General features: G+C 46.3%; 20 protein-coding genes. 11 read left to right on the forward strand and 9 right to left on the reverse strand.

Features of this window, described 5'->3' with window-relative positions; all coding sequences use genetic code 11:
• Positions 1 to 98: 98 nt before the first annotated feature.
• Positions 99 to 1,355, reverse strand: coding sequence for a YihY family inner membrane protein (locus tag GZ78_RS17140; protein ID WP_051786297.1), 1,257 nt, complete (start codon positions 1,353 to 1,355; stop codon positions 99 to 101).
• Positions 1,356 to 1,491: 136 nt separating this feature from the next.
• Positions 1,492 to 2,067: a DUF4136 domain-containing protein gene (locus GZ78_RS17145; RefSeq protein ID WP_034838759.1), complete on the reverse strand. Its 576-nt coding sequence runs from the start codon at positions 2,065 to 2,067 to the stop codon at positions 1,492 to 1,494.
• Positions 2,068 to 2,551: 484 nt separating this feature from the next.
• Between GZ78_RS17145 and arsC the strand changes: the two genes are divergently transcribed.
• On the forward strand, positions 2,552 to 2,896 hold the full coding sequence (gene arsC / locus GZ78_RS17150; RefSeq protein ID WP_034838762.1) for an arsenate reductase (glutaredoxin): 345 nt from the start codon (positions 2,552 to 2,554) through the stop codon (positions 2,894 to 2,896).
• A gap of 2 nt (positions 2,897 to 2,898) precedes the next feature.
• Complete coding sequence (locus GZ78_RS17155; protein ID WP_051786298.1) at positions 2,899 to 3,270, forward strand: DUF2069 domain-containing protein; 372 nt, start codon at positions 2,899 to 2,901, stop codon at positions 3,268 to 3,270.
• 246 nt (positions 3,271 to 3,516) lie between these two features.
• Here GZ78_RS17155 and GZ78_RS17160 read toward each other — a convergent pair whose 3' ends face one another.
• The 4 genes from GZ78_RS17160 to GZ78_RS17175 all read right to left on the reverse strand — a co-directional run bounded on the left by GZ78_RS17160 (position 3,517) and on the right by GZ78_RS17175 (position 8,719).
• Positions 3,517 to 5,556, reverse strand: coding sequence for a DUF748 domain-containing protein (locus tag GZ78_RS17160; protein ID WP_034838764.1), 2,040 nt, complete (start codon positions 5,554 to 5,556; stop codon positions 3,517 to 3,519).
• Positions 5,557 to 5,570: 14 nt separating this feature from the next.
• Entirely contained in the window at positions 5,571 to 6,287 is a 717-nt protein-coding gene (gene hda, locus GZ78_RS17165; RefSeq protein ID WP_407919798.1) for a DnaA regulatory inactivator Hda, read from the reverse strand.
• A 207-nt stretch (positions 6,288 to 6,494) separates the two neighbouring features.
• Positions 6,495 to 7,562: an AI-2E family transporter gene (locus GZ78_RS17170; RefSeq protein WP_034838766.1), complete on the reverse strand. Its 1,068-nt coding sequence runs from the start codon at positions 7,560 to 7,562 to the stop codon at positions 6,495 to 6,497.
• A gap of 80 nt (positions 7,563 to 7,642) precedes the next feature.
• Positions 7,643 to 8,719, reverse strand: coding sequence for a DUF2066 domain-containing protein (locus GZ78_RS17175; RefSeq protein WP_034838769.1), 1,077 nt, complete (start codon positions 8,717 to 8,719; stop codon positions 7,643 to 7,645).
• Between the two features lie 357 nt (positions 8,720 to 9,076).
• Here GZ78_RS17175 and purM point away from each other — a divergent pair, with 357 nt between their 5' ends.
• The 7 genes from purM (at position 9,077) to mltC (ending at position 15,485) form a co-directional block, all read left to right on the forward strand.
• Entirely contained in the window at positions 9,077 to 10,132 is a 1,056-nt protein-coding gene (purM, locus tag GZ78_RS17185; RefSeq protein ID WP_034838774.1) for a phosphoribosylformylglycinamidine cyclo-ligase, read from the forward strand.
• 80 nt (positions 10,133 to 10,212) lie between these two features.
• Positions 10,213 to 10,878 (forward strand): phosphoribosylglycinamide formyltransferase, encoded by a 666-nt coding sequence (purN, locus tag GZ78_RS17190; RefSeq protein ID WP_034838778.1) that lies wholly within the window; start codon positions 10,213 to 10,215, stop codon positions 10,876 to 10,878.
• Between the two features lie 129 nt (positions 10,879 to 11,007).
• The gene (locus GZ78_RS17195; RefSeq protein WP_152558798.1) at positions 11,008 to 11,760 is read left to right on the forward strand and encodes a DUF3108 domain-containing protein; all 753 of its coding nucleotides are present in this window, start codon (positions 11,008 to 11,010) and stop codon (positions 11,758 to 11,760) included.
• A gap of 160 nt (positions 11,761 to 11,920) precedes the next feature.
• Complete coding sequence (locus GZ78_RS17200) at positions 11,921 to 13,078, forward strand: IS4 family transposase (RefSeq protein ID WP_034837026.1); 1,158 nt, start codon at positions 11,921 to 11,923, stop codon at positions 13,076 to 13,078.
• Between the two features lie 30 nt (positions 13,079 to 13,108).
• On the forward strand, positions 13,109 to 13,528 hold the full coding sequence (locus tag GZ78_RS17205) for a hypothetical protein (protein ID WP_034838783.1): 420 nt from the start codon (positions 13,109 to 13,111) through the stop codon (positions 13,526 to 13,528).
• Between the two features lie 314 nt (positions 13,529 to 13,842).
• Positions 13,843 to 14,250: a lactoylglutathione lyase gene (gene gloA / locus GZ78_RS17210; RefSeq protein WP_201772761.1), complete on the forward strand. Its 408-nt coding sequence runs from the start codon at positions 13,843 to 13,845 to the stop codon at positions 14,248 to 14,250.
• Between the two features lie 59 nt (positions 14,251 to 14,309).
• Positions 14,310 to 15,485, forward strand: a complete 1,176-nt coding sequence (gene mltC, locus GZ78_RS17215) for a membrane-bound lytic murein transglycosylase MltC (RefSeq protein WP_051786299.1) — start codon at positions 14,310 to 14,312, stop codon at positions 15,483 to 15,485.
• Positions 15,486 to 15,616: 131 nt separating this feature from the next.
• Here mltC and GZ78_RS17220 read toward each other — a convergent pair whose 3' ends face one another.
• Positions 15,617 to 16,162: a dihydrofolate reductase family protein gene (locus GZ78_RS17220; RefSeq protein ID WP_034838788.1), complete on the reverse strand. Its 546-nt coding sequence runs from the start codon at positions 16,160 to 16,162 to the stop codon at positions 15,617 to 15,619.
• A 130-nt stretch (positions 16,163 to 16,292) separates the two neighbouring features.
• Between GZ78_RS17220 and GZ78_RS17225 the strand changes: the two genes are divergently transcribed.
• Positions 16,293 to 16,874, forward strand: coding sequence for a TetR/AcrR family transcriptional regulator (locus GZ78_RS17225; protein WP_034838791.1), 582 nt, complete (start codon positions 16,293 to 16,295; stop codon positions 16,872 to 16,874).
• 322 nt (positions 16,875 to 17,196) lie between these two features.
• Positions 17,197 to 17,577: a group II truncated hemoglobin gene (locus GZ78_RS17230; protein WP_034838794.1), complete on the forward strand. Its 381-nt coding sequence runs from the start codon at positions 17,197 to 17,199 to the stop codon at positions 17,575 to 17,577.
• 228 nt (positions 17,578 to 17,805) lie between these two features.
• Here the strand turns inward: GZ78_RS17230 and GZ78_RS17235 are convergent, their stop codons facing one another.
• Positions 17,806 to 20,394, reverse strand: a complete 2,589-nt coding sequence (locus tag GZ78_RS17235; RefSeq protein ID WP_034838796.1) for a hypothetical protein — start codon at positions 20,392 to 20,394, stop codon at positions 17,806 to 17,808.
• 532 nt (positions 20,395 to 20,926) lie between these two features.
• A complete protein-coding gene (locus GZ78_RS17240) occupies positions 20,927 to 23,485 on the reverse strand; it encodes a hypothetical protein (protein ID WP_034838800.1) in 2,559 nt (852 codons plus the stop codon).
• Between the last annotated feature and the right edge of the window lie 130 nt (positions 23,486 to 23,615).

A 23,615-nucleotide genomic window follows, 5' to 3' on the forward strand; every position in this document is an offset into this window, starting at 1 on the left:
ACATGCAGATAGAGAATATCAATACTGAAGACCAGATGTAACCGGTTTCTGTAACCGGTTACATCTATTAAACCATCTTTTGACAGAGGTCATAATTTTCAGGATTGTAGAAAGAGATGATCGAGATTGCAGTCAAGCACAGACCGCTGTTGCTCATTAAGCTGCTTCAAACGATCAAGCAACTGAACAAACCACTCAGGCTTATCCTGAATGTCTACAGCTTCCAGCTCTTGATCCGACGGACAAGACCAGGGCAGCTGCTGGCATAAGGTATTGAATTGAAGGTGCCTCAGATCTCTGGCCAGAATCATTTCCCCGAGGTCATTTTTACTGACAATTCCTTGCTCCAGAAGGTAACTGGTATACAGCTCCCAGTCTTCCAGTGACAGATTCCAGCCATCCAGATGCAACTGTTTTAGCTTTAAACTCATCCCTTTTTGGAACTGTTCATTAAAGCCATTGAGTACCACCAGCATGCCAGGCAAATGAGGTAGGGCCTCATTACGAGTCTGATTCGAGAGAGCAAAACTCCTTACCAGCACAGCACCAAAGAGAACCAGTATCCAGCTTAGATAAATCCACAATAAAAACAGGGGCACAGCGGCAAATGCACCATAAATCAAATGATACGACGGTGACAGCGTAATAAAGAGAGCAAAGCCAGCCTTAGCCAGCTCCAGCAAAAAAGCGACTACCAACGCTCCAGAGAAAGCATGACGAAAAGGAACCCGTCGGTTGGGCACTGCCAGATAAAGTAAGGTGAATACAATACTGCTTAACAACATGGGAGTGAGCCGCAACAGCCACTGATCAACCCCCAGATAGGCCGTGGTATCTGCAATAAGCTTTAGAGACGCCAGATAAGATGTCAGTACAAAGCCAACACCGATCAAGAATGGCCCCATACTGAGAATCGCCCAGTAAAGCAGAAAGCCAGTAATTCCTCTGCGAACTCTATCGACCTGCCAGATCTGATTAATCGCTCGATCAATAGTCCTGAGCATCATGAAAGCTGTCACGACCAAAAAAGCGACACCAACCCCCGTCAGCTTGCGAGCCTGCTGTGAAAAGCTGGAAAGATAAGACTGAATTTGCTCCCCTGCTGTCGGAACAAAATGACTGAAGATAAAACTCTGGACAGTTTCTCCTACGCCCTGAAAAGAGGGAATAGCCGACAGCATACTGTAGGTAACTGTCATCATAGGCACGACTGCAAACAGTGTGGTGTAGGTTAGAGCAGCAGCATTATCGAGGCAGCGGTGTTTGAAAAAAGTTTCAGAGACAGACAGGAAAAAGGCCCGGAACCATTGAACCAATTGAATCGGTGAAGTACTGGACAACCGTGAACCTGACATAACGAATCCCTGATTTTGAAAAGAGCCTGAGTGAAAGGTATTTCATTCAGGCTCCAGCCCGGAAGGTTCAGCACTTCTAACCTGATCAAAGCGCATTAGCGAACTTGCCGGACTCATTTCTGCTCAGAGTAGAGTATCAGTTCTTGTGGCCGGGAGGAAAGCCATCCAGTATTCCCTTAACCGCCGTATTCACTTTTTCTGTTCTGTCTTCAGGTGTAGCACTACGGACAACCCTGGAAGTCGAACGCCCACGCCATTCCAACTCATGATTTTTTGGATTCACAACATCGATAATAAGTGAGCCTTCCTGATAGTCTCTCACCCTGGTTTCTGTGGTAGCACCCATTCCCCAGGCACCCCAACCATAGCCCATGGACGTAGTGATTTGATCCAGCTCCCTGCGTGTTCGGGTCGTGGTCAGATAGTTAACCAGAAAGTCCGGATGATCACCGGCAGTCACCTCACGATACCCCCTGGCCTGAAGGTCACGAGTAATGGCAGCCCGGATTCGCATATCCATCAAACCATCAATGTGATACCCCTCAACCTTATTATTCTCTCCTGGTTTGTTAAGCCAGGCATAAGTTTTCCAGTCTTTCATGGACTGGGTAGCAGCAGGGGTATTGTTATAGTCCCAGTCGAGTCTCTGGCTTGAGCAGCCAGTCACTGCAACTGCAATAATCACAATCAGCAACTGTTTAAGCTTGTACATGATCATACCTGCCTGTAGGGAAGGAAGTTTGTTGTTAGAACCTTTGTTCGTCAGTGAGCTATGAAGGCAATTTCATATTCTCAGTTTGCCTGACAAACTGATTCATCACCGGAACCGACCTAGCTTAGGAATAGTCCCAAAATAACTTCCTTATTCAAATCTGCTCAAAATCCGTTCGGGCTGAGCTTGTCGAAGCCCAATGCCATAACCCTTCGACAAGCTCAGGGTGAACGGAATCCGGATGAAAATCGGGAAGTTATTTTGGGGCAAATCCTTAGACGCTCTGGAGATGTCTGTAGAGAAATTATATGATCGGTCAGCATGAAAGTGAGTGAATTTACAGAATATTTGCCCATTCATGCTTCAGCCCCCTCCTTCATGCGTATCAATTGCACCAGAGCCCATTCAACGATAACCTTCCCTTCACAGAAACTCAGACAAATTGCCCAGTTCTGACCGAGAATAAAGTAGAGAGAATTACAACATGAGCGTTACTATTTACCATAACCCTCGCTGTTCAAAATCCAGACAAACTCTGGCTCTGATTGAGGAAAAGGGTATAACCCCTGAGGTCGTTCTTTACCTTGAAACCCCACCCAGTAAAGAAGCTCTGGGAGACATTCTGAAACAGCTCGACAAAAAACCTGAAGAATTGATGCGCAAGGGTGAGCAGGAATATAAAGACCACATCAAGGGACAAGATCTCTCGGCACAACAACAGATTGAGAAAATGGTCGCCTATCCAAAAATGATTGAAAGACCCATTGTCGTCTGTAATGGCCAAGCCAGAGTGGGTCGCCCACCAGAATCTGTTCTGGAGATCCTTTAATCGTGCAGGACCTGACCCAAAGAGCCACTATAAGCTATCGAGTAAGCTTGATTCTCTATGTCTGCTTACTGGCCTCCCAGGTGGCTAAAGTACTTTGGCTACACCCACCTGAAAGTTCAGTATGGATGATCGCCTCTTTCACTATCATCCCACTTCTGGCGCCTGTTTATGGGTTGATCAAACGTCAGCCCAGAGCATCAGCCTGGTTGTGCTTCATTATCTGCTTCTATTTCATCAGCGGAGTTCTTGATGCATGGTTTATCAAAGATTCCATTCATGGCTGGCTGATTACTGTGTTTAGCAGTTTATTGTTTGTATCCGCTATGATGTTCACCCGATGGCAGGGTCAACTGAACAACCAGACTCAGTCATAAGTACCTGACCAGTTGTTTTCGAATATCTGGACGGCGGCTTTTTCCACCCTTCTGCGTTCCAACTCTGGTTACGTAGCTAAGGCTACGCGCCCGGCGTTGCGCCTTGAAGGATGAAAAAATCCACTCGCCTGAATATGCGCAAGCAACTGACCAGATACTTAACCTTTCTAAAAACAATTTATTTTCTCTGCAAACAAAAAAGCTCCTGAATGATCAGGAGCTTGTTTCAATACCAGTCAGTTCAACTTAATACAGCAACTGGATTTCCACTGCTGACTTAGCGTTTTCTACTGTTGATGGCGGCAAACTGATAATCCGTTTCTTGCCCGTACCTTCACTCACGATATATTCATTCACAGCATTAAGACGATCAACAGCCAGTTTATTCATTTTTTCCTGATTGGCTGGCCAATTTTTCAACAGCCATTGCTCTGCTTCCTTCACACGTGTGCCCTGACTAACATCACCCACTTCCGGTATTTTACGGTTATGAGCTCTCAGATACATCTGCTCAATCAGCTGCCCCCTGATATCTGCCGGAATCTCTTTCACCTCTCCCGGCTTACTGCGATTAATGGCGGAATACAGTTCAATCAAATCGGCTTCAAGCTCAGATCTGGACAGAATTGGCCAGTCTTTTTCCTTACTGGCAACAGCTTGAACTGAGATATTAATATCTGGCCGTTGTGTCAGTACCCGGCTCCAACCTTTTAACTGAGCCTTGTCATTGTCTGTCAAGTAAGCCCTACCTGCGGGCATATGCAGGTTATTTGATAATGCAGGGGTAATACCGGCCTGCTGCGATAAATACTGCAATGGCTGATCCAGAACACGCTTCCAGGTTGACTGTATAGCCATCTTTGTTGCGGCCAGTGGAGACTGCCCTCCACGAACAAATACATCCATCGCCATTATCGACTGGATGTTAGTCATCAAAGCTTTAACATGTTTGATATCCAGTTCAGGCTTTATGGGCTTCGCTTCCAATTTAGAGAAGATCAACTTCCCTCTGCTTCCACCACCCGCTGTTGAAGCAAGATTCAAATTCACACGACTACCGGCCAGATCATATCCGGCAACTGACCGTTCAGAAGCAGACAGCAAAGACAAATCAACATCTCTGGCAGAAATATTAAGAGTAGATGCAATGGTATTATTCGAATCTACCCCTCCTTCCAGAAAAACAGCAACCCGTTCCAGCCATTGCCCATTGAGCTGGTAGGTGAACTGTCCGGGGCCAAGCAATTCAAGCTCAACCCTGCTCTGGCTAAACAGCGCTTTATCCTGCCTTTCGGAAGACTGAATAACACCATTAAACTCAATATTTTTCACAGCGACAGGTAAACTGCTATCCAGTGACTTTGCTACTTGCTGCAATAGATTTCCGTTAACTGTCAGCCCCGCTTCTTTAAACGACAGATCGTCAACAAAACCTTCATTGTTTTTAAATTGAAAACCTTCTGCAAACAGTTCTTTCCACTTTAGATCAAGGTCCGTGTTCAAATCCTGAAACTGTCCATCCAGTACTTTGGCAGTACCTGTTAGCTCCCAACCTTGGTCGATGGACCATTCAACCGAAAGATCGGTGGACAAACGCCCTTCCAATGAACACTCCGAACATTGAATAAACCCCTGATTGACAGCATCTGCCAAAGGCAGTTCATCGATAGAGAGTTGACCCGACATCATCAATTCATTTAAATCAACAATACCGCCCAAAGACCATTTCCTGCTGCCAGAATCTCTGAACACTTCGACAGCAACCTGATCTGCTTGCTGGGTTTTAAGCTCCATTCTATTGAAGTCGATCCCGACAATCTCAGTGGCGCTGGCTTGTTCAGTATTGACCACCTTCATAGAACCATCTTCAAAGACGAACCGCCCAGACTCTCTGAGAAACTGATAAAGATTGGGCATGGGTGGCTTCTGACCAATAAGACCCAGATCAAGAAAAATCCTGGGGTTTTTGAAATCAATTTGATCCAGCTCTATTTTATCTTTCCAAAGGGAGGTCCAGGCGACATTGAGACCAATGCTCTCTGACTTGAGTGTGATACCTGGAGAGATTCTCAGTTCCGGGTTGGTAAGCAGGAACTTCCCGGTTATGAAGGAATACTCCTTGGCCACAGGAAGGACTTCTACACCTGTTTGGTCTTCTATCTGCTGGAGGAGCTGGTCGGTATATCGCCCAGGAACCATTAATACTACTGAAATTAATGACAACAAAATGGCCAGAACAATTACAGCAAAGATCACAAACCGGATAACCGACTGCTGGGTTTGCATACGACTTCTCTTGATTACCAGTTCATGACTTGTTTTACGAAGGGTATGGTCAACTTCCTTTTAGCTCTGAGTGAAGCGCTGTCCAGCTTCTGCAGCATTTTGAACAAATGCCCCATATCCCGGTTACTGCGGTATATAATATACCGGGCTACATCTTCATTCATTTCCAGTCCACGCAAATGAGCCCGGAGCTGCAAAGCAGATACCTTATCTTTATCACTGAGAGGTTGCACCTGAAACACCAGCCCCCAGCTTAATCTCGAGACCAGATCTGGCAGCGTGATGGACAATCTTTTTGGAGGACAGTCTGCAGCGACCAGCAAACGCGTCTGGGAGTCCCTGAGGCGGTTGAACAGATCGAAAAGCCCTTCTTCCCATTCCGGTATACCCGCCACAGCGCTAACATCATCAATACAGACAAGTTGAAGCCTTTCCATTCCCTCAAGTAATTTGGAAGGGTAATGAACCAGCTCCTGCATGGGCAAATAGATACTGCGCCCCTTTCTGCTGTCGATCTGATGACAGGCTGCCTGCAGTAAGTGACTGCAACCAACACCGGGCGCACCGTATAGATAGATAAATTGTTCTGAGTCTACGCCGCTGGCTTGCTGATCCATGTCCAACATATTTACCAGCGCAGCATTATCCCCGCTGAAAAAGTTTTCAAAGGTAGCATCGTCCCTAATCTGGACACTAAGCGGTAATTGCACTGGCTGGCTCATATACGACATCAAACAGCCTTGAGCGAGAAATGCCGCTCAAACTTAACCAAAGGAATAGGTTTAAAACCTGCTATCGCGACATTTTTATGAAAAATAGCAAGCTCACACGGGTTAATAAAATCTGCAGGTGACAGACACAGGAAAAACATTTCACTTAACCTTTGTTCACAATGGCATGGCAAAATGGATTTCTGTTCGCTGTGGGCATAGATCACCTTACTCCCCCGGCTCACCAGCATGGTATAAGTGGCTCGCCTTATAATTTCGATGCAGATGACGCAAGAGTACCATAATAATGGCTGCTAATGGCAGTGCTATTAGCATCCCAACGAACCCCAGGATCTGCCCCCCTGCCATCAAGGCAAATATAACTGCCACCGGATGAAGACCAATACGGTCACCGACCAGGTAAGGCGTCAACACCCAGCCTTCCAGAGCCTGACCCAGGGTAAATACTCCAGCCACCATCAGCAACGGTAAATAACTGTCATATTGAAAAAATGCAACAGTGATCGCCGTAGCAAAGCCCACCACAAATCCCATATAAGGTATAATGCTGACAAGACCGGCCAACAAACCAATCAGCAATGCAAACTGAAGCCCTATGGCCCAAAGTCCCAAGCTATAAATCAGACCCAGAGCCAACATCACCATCAGTTGCCCTTTAAGAAAAGCGCCAAGCACTTCATCACACTCACTGGCGAGTTCGACAACGATAGGCTCAAGATTCACTGGCAGCATCAACCGGATGTGCTCCATCATATGATCCCAGTCTCGTAACAGATAAAAAGTCACGACAGGTACCAGAAACAGATTCACCAGAAACCCTATAACCGCCAGACCAGAAGTCGTTACTGATCGGCCCAGTTCTGCCAACAGCCCACCAGTCTTCTGCCACTCGCCCGCCATAGTCTTGACCAGCTGACTGACGTCGAACCACTCAGGGTCCAGATCAGTTAACTCCACCAGCTTAGGTATGGCGTTGATTCTCACCCACTCTTCCCAGACTGGCAGCAACTGCATCAGGGTTTTGACCTGTTGAAACATTGCCGGTATCAGGATCAACAACATCAAAACCAGAAAGGTAAAAATAACCAGAAAGACAAGCGTCACCGAAAGCGGCCTGGAGAGCTTCAGCTTTTCCAGCCGATCCACCAGAGGGTCGCCCAAATAAGCTAGCACTGCACTGATCGCAAAGGGTGTCATCACCGCCCCGACAAAGTTTATCAGCACAACACCCACAAACACGATGCCTGCCAGCATCCACTGTTGCTGTCTGGTCATTTTATTCCTTCTATAGTGACTCGTCTTGCCAGGCGTATGGATTGCCCGACATGGCTGAATTTAAAAGCTGACGTTCCTGATCAGTTTCCAAGCCAACGATATTTCAACGTCTGATTGATATCATCTTCGCCTGTCGCTCTCAGATTTCGACCCAAAGCAATAGCATCAGACAACTGGCTCAGCGTACCATCAATAACCAGCTCCAGCTCAACTTTGTTGCCACTGACTTTGATTACCGTCACATCCCTCACCGCAGTCAATCCTTTAAGGTAATTGACCACCCCGGCGTAATCCCGGGTATGGGTTATGCCATCCACTTCCAGCACTGGATTAACACTGCTGCCACCCGACAGGACTGCATAATGACGGGAGAGTGTATTGCCCGTAAGGTCGGCAATAGCTAATGCCAGCCCTTCAGCAGAAAGATCCGTTACTGACGCATCAAACCGCTGATTTCTGAACAACAGAACAATACGGCCATTAAAGCGGCCACGGGCTTCACTGAGCCGACCAGCCAGCACAGCCTCTGATCCATATCTTGCAGAAGCCTGACCCAGCTTGTCTGAGAACAGTCCCCAGACATCAACTTCAGAGATCGTGGTACTGTCCTCAAAATCCATCAAGGGAAACGTCAAAGGTAAAGAACGCGCAGCCATAACGCGCTTAAGATCATTCACCAGAGGAGAACCCACTGTCTCTCTCAAAATTTGTCGGGCGCCCTGCTTCTCTATTGCCAGCCAGACAATAGTGTCGGGTCTATTGGAATCCCAAATCCCCAGACCGTTATCACGAAGCAAACGATTAACGGCGGCTTCATCAAAACGTACCTGAAGCAACAACTGTTGGCCTGCATCAGTATCACGGCGTTCGTAGCCGAAACTTTGAACCAGCGCTGAAGCTTTCTTTAATGACTGTTTAATACCGGCATTATTAAGCGTACTTCGCTGCCCTGTGACTTTAACCAGCACTTCTGACAGAGCCCGACTCATGGCTTTGTCTCTTTCTTCTCCACCACTCTGACTGCTGACCGGGACACCCACACGATAAAGTTCGGGCATCTGTGCTGCAGACAGCTGAAAAGACAACAAGGCCAGCATCAATGTGAAAATCAGCCTCGACAGAGGGAACAACCGTTCCAGCTTGCACGTTCTATACATAATGTCCGGAATCAAAAACAGGCACTCTTTCTGAACAAACAGCCATGATCATCTGCACTGTGCCAGACCGATTCATGGAATGTCAGTGACACCTGACACAACTGCTCTTCTATATAAAGAGTACTAATTACCCAGACGAAACGCCCGGAGCCCAGTATCCCTTCATTCTGCCATAACTTTCTGGTTTTGTAGAAAATCTTTGTAAAGCGGTATGGACTGTTCGCCATTATTTTCAAACCAGTGAGCTGGCAGGCGCTCTTCAGCCTGACCAAAGCGGCTTTATGAATTTTCCGGGTTAAGTTAGAATGCGCGTTCTGATCAATTCACAATAGAATCCACGATGCGGATACATCTCCGATGAGCAATAGCGACCGCGATACAACTTCCTCAGCTTCTTCCTTGAGCTATAAAGACGCTGGTGTCGACATCCAGGCAGGTAACGCCCTGGTTGATCGTATCAAGCATGTAGCCAAAGCCACTTCACGCCCTGAAGTGATGGGCGGCCTGGGAGGCTTTGGCGCCCTGTGCCAGATACCCACAGGCTATAAAGAGCCCGTTCTGGTTTCCGGAACGGATGGTGTAGGCACCAAGCTGAAACTGGCCATGGATCTGGGGAAACACGATACCATTGGTATTGACCTGGTAGCCATGTGCGTCAATGACCTTTTGGTTTGCGGTGCTGAACCTCTGTTTTTTCTCGATTACTATGCAACCGGAAAACTCAATGTTGACGTTGCGGAACAGGTAGTAACGGGAATCGGCGAAGGCTGCAAACAGGCTGGATGTGCCCTGATAGGCGGTGAAACAGCAGAAATGCCTGGCATGTATCAGGGTGAAGATTATGACCTGGCGGGTTTCTGTACCGGTGTTGTCGAAAAGTCCGACATCATCGATGGCAGCAAAGTCGCCGCCGGTGATGCTCTGATTGCGCTAAAATCCAGCGGCCCTCACTCCAATGGCTACTCTCTGATCCGCAAGGTTCTCGAAGTCAGCCAGGTCGATCTGAACAGCAAAGTAGACGGTAGACCTCTGGCCGAAGCCCTCATGGCTCCCACCAGAATCTACGTCAAATCACTGCTTCAGCTTCAGAAAGAAATGCCCGTTCATGCTATGGCGCACATTACCGGCGGCGGCCTGACTGAAAACCTGCCAAGGGTCATTCCCGAAGGTTGTGTCGCAGTCATCAATACCGAAAGCTGGAATATCCCGGAAGTGTTCAAATTCTTGCAGGAAGGCGGCAACATCGCCCAGTCCGAGATGTATTTGACCTTCAACTGTGGTGTCGGCATGGTGATCTGCGTTCCTCAAGACAAGGCTGAAGAAGCCGTCTCTCGACTGAGCGAGCTGGGTGAAGAGGCCTTTGTTATAGGTCACATGGAATCCGGTTCCGGCGACAAAGTCGTTTACCGTTAAAGATAAAGAAAGGTCTGAATCCGTTAACTGATAATGGTTTGGACCTTTTTCTATAACAGACAGAAATCTTGAGACCGGAAATGACTGATAACAATCGGGTTGTTGTACTGCTATCGGGCAGTGGTACCACATTACAGGCCATTCTCGACCAGCAGAATCAATACAGCTATCAGGTCGTAGGGGTTCTCAGTAACCGACCTGAAGCCTATGGCCTGGAGAGAGCTCTCCATGCCGGTGTTGATACCCAGTGCCTCGACCACAAACTCTACTCAAGTCGTGAGCAGTTTGACCTTGAGCTGATGGAACACATTGACAGATACAACCCTGACCTCATTGTGCTGGCTGGTTACATGAGAATCCTAAGCAGTGCTTTTGTTGAGCACTATCAGGGAAAGTTAATTAATATTCATCCCTCCCTGCTACCGAAACACAAAGGTTTGAACACCTATCAGTCAGCCCTGGATGCAGGCGATAAAGAGCATGGAACATCAGTCCACTTTGTGACAGAAGAACTGGACAGTGGTTCTGTGGTTATGCAGGCTGCACTGGAAATAACCCCTTCTGATACAGCAAAAACGCTTGAGCAGAGAGTCAAGGTAATGGAGCATCACCTTTACCCAAAAGCTATAGACTGGATCGTTTCCGGCCGAATAGATATAAAAGACGATGTCATCTCACTTGACAATAAGCCTCTGGGTCCTCAAGGATATCGTATAGCCGAACAAAACATTGTCACTGAACATTAACCTCGTTGATACACCTGCAGAACCATTCTCAGGTTTTGAAAGCGGATTAAATTCATAGTGGCGATAACCCGAGAATACCTCCCTCTTATTCAGAAACTGAGAGAGGTACTCTTCAGAAAAGGAATTACCATGATCCCTTTCAAGTCTGCAACTGCCCTGCTTTTTTCTGGCCTTTTATTCGCCAGCGCTCCCTCTTTTGCACAAAAAACTAGTACCACGCCACTGAAGCCATTCACAGCTGAATATAAAGCAGAAGTTTCAGGCATCAGCGGCTCAGGCTCTCGAAGTCTGAAAAAAGAGGGCGACCAATGGGTTCTTGATTTTGGAGCCAGCGCATCAGTCTTCATTGCCTCGATCAGCCTGGATGAAACCAGCCGAATCGATTTAAAAAATGGACAAGTACGCCCTCTTTCCTATCGCTACGAGCGCAAAGGTATTGGTGGCAAACCACCTAAAAACGCTCAGTTTGACTGGAAATCCATGGAAGCGTCCTGGCAACAGGATGACGAAAAATCAAACATCAAATTCCCAGCCGGCGCTCAGGACCCTCTTTCTTATCAACTCCAATTACGGCTGGATTTAAAAACGGGTAAAAAAGAGCTGGTCTACCCGGTTGTTGACGACGATAAAGTCTACGAAAGACGCTTTATTATTGAAGCCGATGAAATCCTTGATACCCCTGCCGGCAAACTCAACACCACTCGTGTAAAAGTCGTGCGTGAAGACAATGACCGTGAAACCTGGATCTGGTTTGCCAAAGACTGGGACTATATTCTGGTGCAGCTCCAGCAAAAAGAGAACGGCTCAGACTACCTGATTCAGTTTAAAGGTGGCGAGCTGGAAGGCAAGGCTATTACAGAATTGCCTCTAGAAACAAAATAACAGTAACTGATTTTATCAACCTATAACCACCTGAACTTATACTGGGGATCACTGCTGTCCGGTTAAAAATCCGGAATAACTGGGAAGTGCCTGTCCCTGTTGGTTTACAGTAAAATAGAAGTTATCGAGACAGCTATTTCACAGACCAAGAGAGACAGGCATGAAGCATCATAACAGCGTTTTCCAACAGTTGCTCAAAGTCATTCCCCGCCACCAATTCCAGAAGGTGGTTGACCGTCACAATGGTGATCATCGGATCAGAACTCTGTCATGCTGGACTCAGCTGGTCGCCATGATGTTTGCTCAACTGGCCAGTCGGGTCTCGATTCGGGATTTAGTTGAGAACTTCAACACCTGCCACAGCCACCATTACCATTTGGGCGTCTCTCGCATAAAGCGCTCTTCACTGTCGGACGCCAACAGTCATCGGTCCGCCAGCATTTTCTCAGAGACTTTTTTCTTTCTGCTGCAAAAGGTCAGAAGCCATCTGCCACGGGGAGCGGCCAGTGACATGGTACGTCTGATTGACTCCACAACCATCGACTTGAATGTAAACCAGTTTGAATGGGCTCATTTCAGGAAAACCAAGGGCGGCATAAAGCTGCACACGGTTTATGACCCGGAGGCAGATACACCGACCTTCTTCGAACTGACCAGCGCCAAAGTGAATGATCGTAAAGCCGCTCAGAACCTGCCCATTATGGCGGGTGTTACCTATGTTTTTGACCGGGCCTATGATGACTACAGCTGGTATTACGAGATGACCTGCCAGGGTACTCTTTTCGTTGGCAGAATGAAGAGCTCTGCGGTCTACGAAGTCATTGAAACTCGTGCAACGAAGGAAAACTTTATCCTTGAAGATCAAATCATCAGGCTTTCTTCTGACAAAGGCCGTAAAGACTGTCCAACCTACCTGAGACGAGTCAAAATTCACCGTGAGGAAGACGGCAAAGTACTGGTATTTATCAGTAATGACCTGAAGAGAACAGCGGTTGAAATTGCTGCCCTGTACAAATCTCGCTGGCAGATTGAACTGTTCTTCAAGTGGATTAAACAGAATCTGAAGATTAAGCGGTTCATTGGCAGAAGTGAGAACGCAGTGAAAATTCAGGTTCTGACAGCAATGATTGCCTACCTTCTACTACGCCTGGCCCAGATCACAACACGCTGCCAGCTGTCGTTACAGCAAATAGCCAGGAGAATCAGTCTTAATCTGACCGGTCGTCGTTCTCTTCTGGAGTTATTCAGTGATCCTCCGGAGAAAAGCGGGGGCAGCTTGCTCCAGAATCAGGGAAAGCTGGAGCTTGGATATGTTTAACCGGACAGCAGTGACTGGGGATGTATAGAAATGGAAGTCGCTAACAGTCTATTTTATAGTGTACTGGGGGCTGCAATCTGGGCGATCTGCACAAAGCTATATTCAGTCTACCGAAAGAAGAATATAGAAGAGAGCCTCAAGGTTTTGAAGCTGGAGAAAGAGCTTCTATCAGCCATGGAGGAATCCAGTATAGAGATGAACAAATCCTCTTTCAGAATGATATTCGCCCTATCAATTGTCTTTGGTGCAGCCAACCTGTTACCGGCTACCATTCTCTTCAGCAACCAAGAATGGGGATATATCGCCACCTACTCTGAAATGATTATGTGGGGTGTTTTCATTGGCTTGGCTTGTCGATTCTGGAAGCGCCATGATGATTTAAGGAATTTCGGAAAAGCTATGGAAAGATTTGACATCAAGATTGATAAACTCAACTCCAAACTAAAGTAAAGAGAGCACATATTCAGTTGTACCTACAGACTCAGCCTGAATACCCTTTTAACGAGAGACGTTTTACCGAGCGCTCACAGCCACTACCTGTCTCTATAGCTTTGTTATAAAATAACTTTCGAAACCCTGCATCCAGTTTGAAAGACGGACTTTTTAACAGTCTGGTAACTTTTGGTTCTAGGGGCCTCCAAGCCATGAGCTCAGAGGCGCTTGCGCCTATTCTAAAGCGCGCCCTATACACCATCAAACTCCAGCTTTCCAACCGGGAGCGGTTTAGTTTCCCCCCCCCTCCACCTGAATATCAGGAGCTTTCTGTGAGACTTCTCCACACCATGCTTCGAGTGGGCGACCTGGATCGCTCTATTGCTTTTTATACCGATGTACTGGGTATGAAACTGCTTCGCAAGCACGATAATGAACAATACGAATACACTTTGGCTTTTGTTGGTTATGCCGATGAATCAGAGCAAGCAGTGATCGAACTGACCTACAACTGGGGCACCAAAGAGTACGACCTGGGTACAGGTTTTGGCCACATAGCCATTGGCTTCGACGATATCTATACAACCTGTGAAGCCATCCGTGCAAACGGTGGTAAAATCACCCGTGAACCAGGCCCAGTCAAAGGCGGTACGACTGAAATTGCTTTTGTTGAAGATCCTGACGGTTACAAGATCGAAATGATCCAGAACAAAAGCGCATCCCGGGGACTCCAGGGATAAGCACACCCAGTGCCTGGGCAGGTTAGCTGACCAGGCACTTTTTACAGGGAAGTGATCCTATGCCAGACAATCTCGACGGTCGTTTCGATGCCTGCATCAAAAATATTCTGACGATGACTGGTTTTTGTCTGACCATTCCGCTGCTTACCAGCTGCTCTAACCATTCAGCCGTTAATTATGCGACTAATGTTGTCGTTCGTGAGCTCGGTGGACCGATAGCTGATGTTTACTCAACGGTTCAAACAGCCCAAAGTATTCAAAAAGATGTGATCGCCTTTGAGGCTCTGGTACGCATTCTCACCACAGAAGCCCGCGTTAACTGGGGCGATGAAAAAAGTGCCAGCAATAAAGAATACGTCAAATACACCAACAATTATCGTACCCGGGTATTTGTTAATTTCGAACAAGGTAAGGTTCATGTCGAAACCCTGGATCAACAGGATCTCAAGCACGCAATTATTGTCACCCTTCTAACACCGTATAACCCGGATGAAGTCGACCTGTTCAGTGACAAAGCCGTTCCTCTCGGGGAAGAACCAATGTTATACGGCCAGGTTCTGGATCAACAGGGAAAGCCTATTCGCTGGGAGTGGCGAGCCAGCCAGTTTGCTGATTACCTGATCGACAACCACTTAATCACTCGCTCCAGTGCGAAGGGTACTATTTATGCTATTGACCTTGATCTGGTTGGCGACCATTTGATCAAGCGCCAGTATCAATATGCCAGTATCGTTCGTCAGATGTCACAACGATATCAAATCAAGGAAAGTCTGATCTATGCCATCATGAGGACAGAAAGCAGCTTCAACCCCTATGCCGTCAGCCATGCCAATGCCTATGGCCTGATGCAGATCATTCCTTCCACGGCAGGGCGCGACGTTTTTAAATTGGTTAAGCGAAAAAGTGGGCAACCCAGCAGAAATTATCTTTTTAATCCCTCAAATAATATTGATGCCGGTACCGCTTATTTGCATATTCTTGAGACTCGCTACCTCAAACAGGTCAGAGACCCACTGGTCAGACATTACGCCATCATTTCTGCTTACAATGGCGGTGCGGGGAACGTCCTGAAAACTTTTCACTCCAACCGCACCCGGGCTATGGAAATCCTTAATCAGATGGAGCCCGAAGAAGCCTACTGGGCACTCACCCGCAAACACCCCCGACAAGAATCAAGAAACTACCTGAAAAAGGTCACCAAAGCGCAGAAAGACTTCTATAAGGGTGATGTCTGAAGACTCGTATTACAGGCTGAAAGCCGGGGTACGTGTCAAAGATGGGTTGATGTTAACTCTCAGTCCTGAAATTACCCTCTTGTTCAGAAACCGCATGTTGACATTGATCAGCTGACCGGTCGCTTGCCTATTTAACCGGTAGTTAAATTTTTCCGCTGATAGTGACTCTGCACCATGGCATCCAGCAGAACTTTTGTGCTCACATGCTCAAAGGTCATATGCTCAGGCAGGGAACCGAACAGAGGGATGCCATCGCCGAGCAGAATCGGAACCCGGGTAATAATCATCTCATCGATCATATCGGCCTGCAGAAAGCTCTGAACGGTTTTACCGCCATCAATATAGAGATTGTTAAAACCTTTTCGATGCAGGGTTTCCACAACTTCCTCCAGAGAACCTGATACCAACTCGGCCTTATCCTGGTATTCGACAGGGATACCCTTCAGTGTTGAACTGAGTACAAAAACCGGTTTTGAATATGGCCAGTCAACATCAAAACCGCATACGGCTTCAAACGTATTTCGTCCCATCACCAAGGCATCAATCCCGGCCATAAATTCGTCCATGCCAAGATCTTCGTTATGAGGGTTAGGCACCATCTGCAACCAGTCCAGGCCGCCATTGCTATCCGCAATATAACCATCCAGACTGGTGCCAATGTAAACGAAATTAGACATACTTTCTCCAGAATCAGACACTGCAAGCACAGCGAACCAAGGGCTTCAGGCTGACATAATTTGTTTCATCAGGGCTTTAACTACAATATTCTACACTGTAGAATTTGTCGGAATATTAGTCAGGCAATGTATGATGGTCAAGGAAAAAAAACGGGGGCGTCCGACACAGGTGCAGAGCAATCTGACCGGAGAAAAGATTGTGCAATGCGCCAGACGCCTGATGCTGGAAGAAGAGAAGGTGCCCAGTATACGTCGTGTGTCCGGCGAGCTGGGCGTCGATGCCATGGCCATTTATTACTACTTCAATAACAAGGCAGCATTGCTGGAAGCGGTGACGGTTTCATTGATTGAGGGTATTTATGAACCCACGGGAACAAATGACTGGCAGAAAGAATTAACGTTGCTGTGCCATAGCTATCTTGAGCTGCTAAAAAACCATGCTGGCCTGCTGGAAACAATGCTCTCAATGTCATCGCCGGGTCCGGCACAGGTTTTTACCGAGCGGTTTTACACCGCTCTGTCTCCTCTGCACCTTGACAAGAAAACGGAGAAAGACGCCCTGGATCTGCTGGCAGACTATCTGCACGGGTTTGCCCTGGCTATGCATTGCAACAATAGCAGTTCATCGCTATCCAGCGATCAACTGGAAGGACCACTGCAGTTTTGTATTCGAGCACTGTCGCGGGAAGCTACCCTTCCAATCAGTCAGTGAGCGGCTAAGTATATCCATTGTCCTGCTTACACCTACTAATACACCGATAAAAACAGAACTTACAAACAAGGTGAGTACGAACTTCGCTGGAAATAAATTCAGGCTTAAAGAGCTAGAGAGACACATACTATTTCAACTGGGCGGTGGCTTGATAATGCCTAAAGATCAAAAAACCTGCTGGACGACGACAAAAAGACTTCTATAAGGGGGATGTCTGAACATTTCTTTTGACTTATAAGAACGGGTTGATAGAGATCAATACCACTATTTAAATGAGTGGCATTATTTCAATAATAAAAAAGAACCGCAGGATTATGATTCAATGAGCAATAGCAGTCCTTACGAACTTCTTGGTGGGGAAGAAAAAATACGCGCTCTGGCCAAAGCATTTTATCAAGCTATGGATAAAACAACTGAAGCCGAAGAAATTCGCCAGATGCATGCCAAAAGTCTGGATCAGGTTGAGCAGCGATTGTTTGAGTACCTGTCAGGCTGGCTGGGTGGTCCCGGACTTTACCATGAGAAACACGGCACAGTCTGTTTAACATCACCACACAAACCCTACCAAATTAATGCTGACCATCGCGATCAATGGCTACTGTGTATGGATAAAGCATTGGAAGAGATTGGAGCATCAACACAAGTTAAAAGCATGCTGAAAGAGCCGATGTTCAGACTGGCTGATTTTATCAAAAATGTCTGACCTGCCCACTGGAGGGCATAAGCCCTCTTATAAACGAGTTATTGAAGGTTTGAGCACTTCCAACGCTGGTAACGCCTGCAGTAAACCAAAGAGGTAGAAATGCCACCTCTCAATCTGTCCGCTTCGTAGCCATTTTTCGGACTGCGAGAAAGTCGTCTTGAAACTAAAAAACCACCATCATATCTGACAGTGGTCTTTCAAAAGAAAAGCGGAGAAGTGAGAGTAGAATTATCTCAACTTATATTCCGGCTGTGTTGGAAATTCCGACTCAGGAAGCAACAAACTATCCCCATTCGTTGTCCCATAGTTTTTTATAGTAATCTCCGTTCCGTTGCTTTCAGCCATGGTCATTATTCCGTTCACAATGCTGTTATGAACAGAGGTATCATTGGGCAACAAATCCTTATCAATAATAGCCAGTGGCAATGGCACCCAGCTGGACATATGAGTACCATAACCGTAGCGAGCCGCACCCCGGATTGGGTTGTCTGCATCACCCGTTGTGGCACCACCCTGCAGAATATCCAGCTCTAACGCCCTGATCAGAGGGTCCGTCCCTCCCAGAGGCATTTCATCAGCTTGATTAATAATGACAAAATCCCCTGGATTCCACTCATTCCCGTCAGTCATAAGGGCCAGCCCCATATCCAACAGGCTCAGATCATTGGAACCATCACCCACAGCTTCATTAAGGAAAATCGGTTCATCTCTATACTTCGCCAGCACCTTGGCAAAATTAATAGGATCAGATGGATCGATAGTGGACTGATAAACTATTTCAGACGGCCTTTGATACTCGCTCCATACCTGCTCTTCAAACTCAGCGAATTCCGACGGTGCTTCATCAGCAGTAAAACCCATTGCTTTTGAAGTGGACAAAATTTTATTCGCCCTGGCTCGTACCATTTCATTCTCAATTAACTCTGGCTGACTGATATTCTCACCATCAAGAGATTCACGATACTCGTCTACTTCATCCAGTGCAGTCACCTTGTCGTCTTTAGAAAGGTTTACTCGAGGGTTATAGAACCCTAGTTTTTCTGCCATGAACAGACGGAACGAAGCTGCATCAAGAATGTCCTGTTTCATCTCTTCCAGCAATAATGGAGACTGCATCAGAATAGAAGCAACGCCACCACCGGGTACACTGACAGAAGTGGTTTTAAGATTCAGTTGATCTGAATAATCAGGGTTTTCTTCCTGACTGTCACGCATCAAAGAAGAGATAGATGTTCCGGTTATGCCACCCAGAGAACCACCCATCATATGAACGTTATCAGTACTCAATGTATCGCTACCGCCAGGGATAGAAACCCCTTTGGACAACGCCATTCGAATACCAACATAGTCTATTAATGTCTGCCACATGAAACCTCGGGTTGTCATCAGGTTTTCGGGACTCACATAATCCGTTCTACGCTCTTCTGCAGTCAGATCAACCGTTCCATCAAGATCAACATCCACCGCACGCTCTCCATGCATAGGATGATCCAGAGAAACCACCGCATAGCCCTTGGCTGTCAATGTCTTTGCAGACAATGTTGCATCTTCCTTGGTACCTCCATAACCATGACTGTTCATAAATACCGGATAGCTATTGCCATTTTCCGGAGGATCCATCGGTAAATAGATGACCAGGTTTAGCAGGTTATTTTCTGGCTCCTTGAATACATAGATGTCGCTGGCGTTCTCAGCTGTCACAGGAATACCAGACGGCTCACCCGCTGCAGCCCCTGTCTGCCAAAAACTGTATGCACCAGGACAGAATTCCTGAGGAGCTACTCTGTACTCATTAAAGTTAGCGGGTTCACTACCCGCCAACGAATCAACGTAGGGATTGTACGAGCAGTTGCTGTTTGGCCCTACCGAGCGTGGTGTATCCATGTAATTCGGCAAATTAATTTTTGCCGTAAATGTACGGAAAATAACCTCGTCAGCCGCTAGCTCAGGCATGACTACATCATTCTTAGCAAGCGCTGTCTCAACCTCTTGAAGAATAAAATTCTTTTTTTCATCTTTCATAGGTGAAGGTACTGGCACCTCCACTAAATCAGTAATCTTTGTATCTGATGAATACTCATCCAGATATTCAGTGACCACAGGTCTGATAATGCTGAGATTACCCCCCGTGGTAAAATCAGCCCCGTAAACAATACTGTCAGAAGAAAGACCGGCACTGTCCAGCTTATCAATCACTTCCTGAAGATGCAGGCCCATCTCATCATTACTGCTCAGCAGTTGACGATAAGCACTGGACGCCTGAAGTGTTTGACCATGAGAGTCTTTTAAACCATTGGTTAAAGCCAGAAAATAACGGGTATTTTCTTCGAATGGTTTTAGCGGCTCAATATTGATAGTGCCCGCTTTGGCAAGGATGGCCCGGTAATCTTTATTCCATTCCAGGCTTTCGAGTACCCCATCCACTTCCTTGAACATTTTTATGCTGTTTTGAAAGGAAGCTGGGTCAATTGTGGGAGAACCACCGGCTTCTTCTGGCGCTTTGGTAAACTCGAGAATCATGGGAACCGAAGTTCCCCAACCTTTCTGGGCACCATAGAAATTCCAATACACATTCGGGCTATCACCTTCAGTGTTCGCCCAATCGGTTTCCCCGGGCACTTTCAAAGTTCCGTCTTCATCAAACCCCACAATATCGTTCGGATAGGGAATAACTCCATTGGAAGGATCAAATTTAAGTGTTTGGGATTGCAGGGTGACTTCATCAACGTTGTCATCAAAAACCTCGTCACATCCTGCCAGCAGAATAAGGGGGAGAGTCAATGAAACCGCTTTAGCCAAGCGTGTGTACTGCATCATTTTATTTCCTTCTAATGACTTTGCATCATTTTCGGCGAGGGACTTTTTTAATAAGCCTTATCAGCAAAAATTGAACTTCGCTCGCGTACAGGTATTTACACCATTGGAAACACAAGGTGAAAACCGAGGAGTGCGGCAAAAGCTCAATTAATGACAGGGCATACTATTATTTAGATCCCATAATGAGACAAATGACTTAAACAACAAAAACATCAAAAAAACCAATTTATTGATTCAGGTCATCTTATTAAGGCTACATAGTTACTTTCTGTTACTCATTATTTCATCTCATTCACAGAGTACATTTATTAAGTAATAAGTTAAATATATTTCACTTATTGAGTCGCCTTTAGCGCATCAATTTGATGAATTATGAAAGAATAAAGATAAGTATTAATGGGGGTTGTACAAAGAAATATTTGATGACAAAAAAGAAGGGCAATATCTATTTAACAAGAAAAGTTGGGAAGCCCCCCCAAAAAAACAATGGGAGGAGCTTCATCATGAGAGACGTCTGTATTTCAAATTTATTTTATCTGAATTTGTACTCAGGCTGTTCAGGAAAATCTTCTGCAGGTACCAACAACTTATCACTGCCTTCACCAGGCCTGCCATTATTAACAGTCACGCTGCTGCCATTAGAGTTAAGGAATGAGAGCGTGGCATTGACAATGCTGTTATGCACCTGGTGATCATTAGGCAACAGATCTGGATCAAGCACAGCCAGAGGTAATTCCACAAAACTGGACAGATGGGTTCCATAGGCATATCGAGAAGCGCCACGAATGGTACCACTTCCTTCCTCTCCATTAACACCACCTGTTAGAAGGTCCAGCTCCATTGCTCTGATGACGGCATCTCCTCCACCTAAAGGCATTTCATCCGCCTGGTTCACGATGACAAAATCCCCCGGGTTCCACTCATGTCCCTCTGTTTTCAATGCCAATCCAGCGTCCAGAAGGCTCAGATCATTCGAACCATCCCCTACAGCTTCACTCATCAGTACCGGCTCATCTTTATAAGCAGACAGCACTTTGGCGTAACTCACCGGATCGGAAGGATCAATGATAGTCTGATAAGCGATTTCAGCAGGAATTTTATAGGCCTGCCAGACCTGTTCTTCAAACTCTGCAAAATCAGTGGCTGCTTTATTACCCAAAGCTTGACTGACTGATACCATTTTATTTGCCATCTGACGTATTACATTGTCGTCAATTAGCTCAGGTTGGCTGAGGTCGATACCCTCAGGGATATTGCGATATTCGTCCGCTTTATCCAGTGCTGCCACTTTCTCATTTCTTGACAGTTGTACTTCGGGGTTATAGATACCTAACTTCTCAGCCATATAGAGTCTGAAGGGACCTGACTCCAGAATATCTGCCTTCATTTCTGGCAACAGTACCGGAGATTGCATCAGAACCGCAGCTACATTACCGCCAGGAACGTTAGTCACCGTAGTTTTAATATCCAGATCATCAGCATAAGATGAAAAATGCTCCTGAGCATCCCGAATCATTCCTGAAATGATCGTGCTGTGAATCCCCCCCAGAGAACTCCCCATCATATGAACATTTTTATTGTCCAGCAGAACCTGGCCTTGATCATCTTCTACCCCATTAGCAATGGCCATTCTGATACCAATGTAATCCATAGATACCTGCCACATGAAACCACGAGTTGTTAAAAGATTTTCGGGGCTGGCATAATCAGTTCGACGTACCGAGGCGTCCAGATCGGCTACATCATCCCCATCTATATCCACGGTTCTTTCACCGTGCATAGGATGATCAATCGCTACCAGTGCATAACCAGCCCCAACCAATTGCTTGGCAAACAGTTCGGCTTCGTCTTTTGAGCTGCCAAAGCCATGGCTACTCATCACTACTTTAAATCCATTCTCAGGAACGGGACCGGCAGGCAAATAAATCTTCGCTTTGACAAGATTTTGATAAGGCTCTTTGAATACATGAATATCAGCAGCATTACTGGCATTAATTGGCGTGCCGTCGTCTGTCTGGAAGTAGCTGAAAGCGCCAGGACAAAATGCTTGGGGAGCTACTCTGTATTCATTAAAGTTTTCAGGGTGACTGTCATTGGCCCCACCTTCCTGCATACTGGAGACATATTCATTGTATTCACAGTTCACACCTATCTCGGGGGTGTCCAAATAAGCGGGCAAATTAATAGCGGCCGAAAAGACTCTGTATTCTGGCACCGCATCCGGCTCTGTCTCTGGAACCTCCAGGCCTTTTTTCTCAAACTGATCAGAAAGCTGTGTTAGCAGAGTATTCTCTTCACCAATGTTTGATGTTGAGCTAACCACCTCTTCCTCTAAATTAACCAAATGGGTATTAGAGGAGTACTCATCAAGGTACTTTCCTATAACCGGACGTATAACACTAATATTGCTTCCTGTTGTAAAATCCGCAGCATAAACAATATCATCAGGCGAGATACCCGCTCCACCAAGAGTATCAATCACCCCCTGAAGATGTAGACCCATATCACTCTTACTACTCAAAAGCTGTTGGTACGCAGATGACACTTTCAGTGTCTGGCCATGAGCATCTTTAACGCCAGACGTCATGACCACAAAGTATCTGGTTGCTTCATCCAAAGGCTTCAGCGGCTCAATATTAATAGTGCCTGATTTGGCTAGAATGGCCCGGTAGTCTTTATTCCACTCAAGACTTTTTAAAATACCTCCGTCTTCTTTATACATTTTAATACCGGCCTGCAATGTTTCTCCATCAATGGTAGGCGAACCACCGGCTTCTTCTGCAGCTTTTTTAAATTCAAGAACCATGGGCACAGAAGTTCCCCACCCTTTCTGTGCTCCATAATAATTCCAGTAAACATTAGGGCTGTCGCCCGCAGTGTTTGCCCAATCGGTTTCACCAGGTATATGGAGAGTTCCATCTTCATCAAACCCAACAATATCATTAGGGTATGGAATCACACCTTTAGCAGGATCAAACTGGAGTGTTTGAGAAGATAATGTCACTTCATCAACATTATTTTCATCGCAACCTGCCAAAAAGATAAAAGGAAGAGTCAGAGAAACGGCTCTGGCCAAGCGAGAATACTGCATTATTTTAATTCCTTGCAATGCCTGATCATCATTTCATAGATGATAATGAAAGCCTTTACAGCAATCAGTGATCTTCACTGCCATGAACGCTTTCACTCCGATTACAAAACAGGAGCCAAGCTTTAAGGGT

The sequence above is a fragment of the Endozoicomonas numazuensis genome, assembly GCF_000722635.1.
In the GTDB taxonomy this organism is placed as follows: Bacteria; Pseudomonadota; Gammaproteobacteria; order Pseudomonadales; family Endozoicomonadaceae; genus Endozoicomonas_A; species Endozoicomonas_A numazuensis.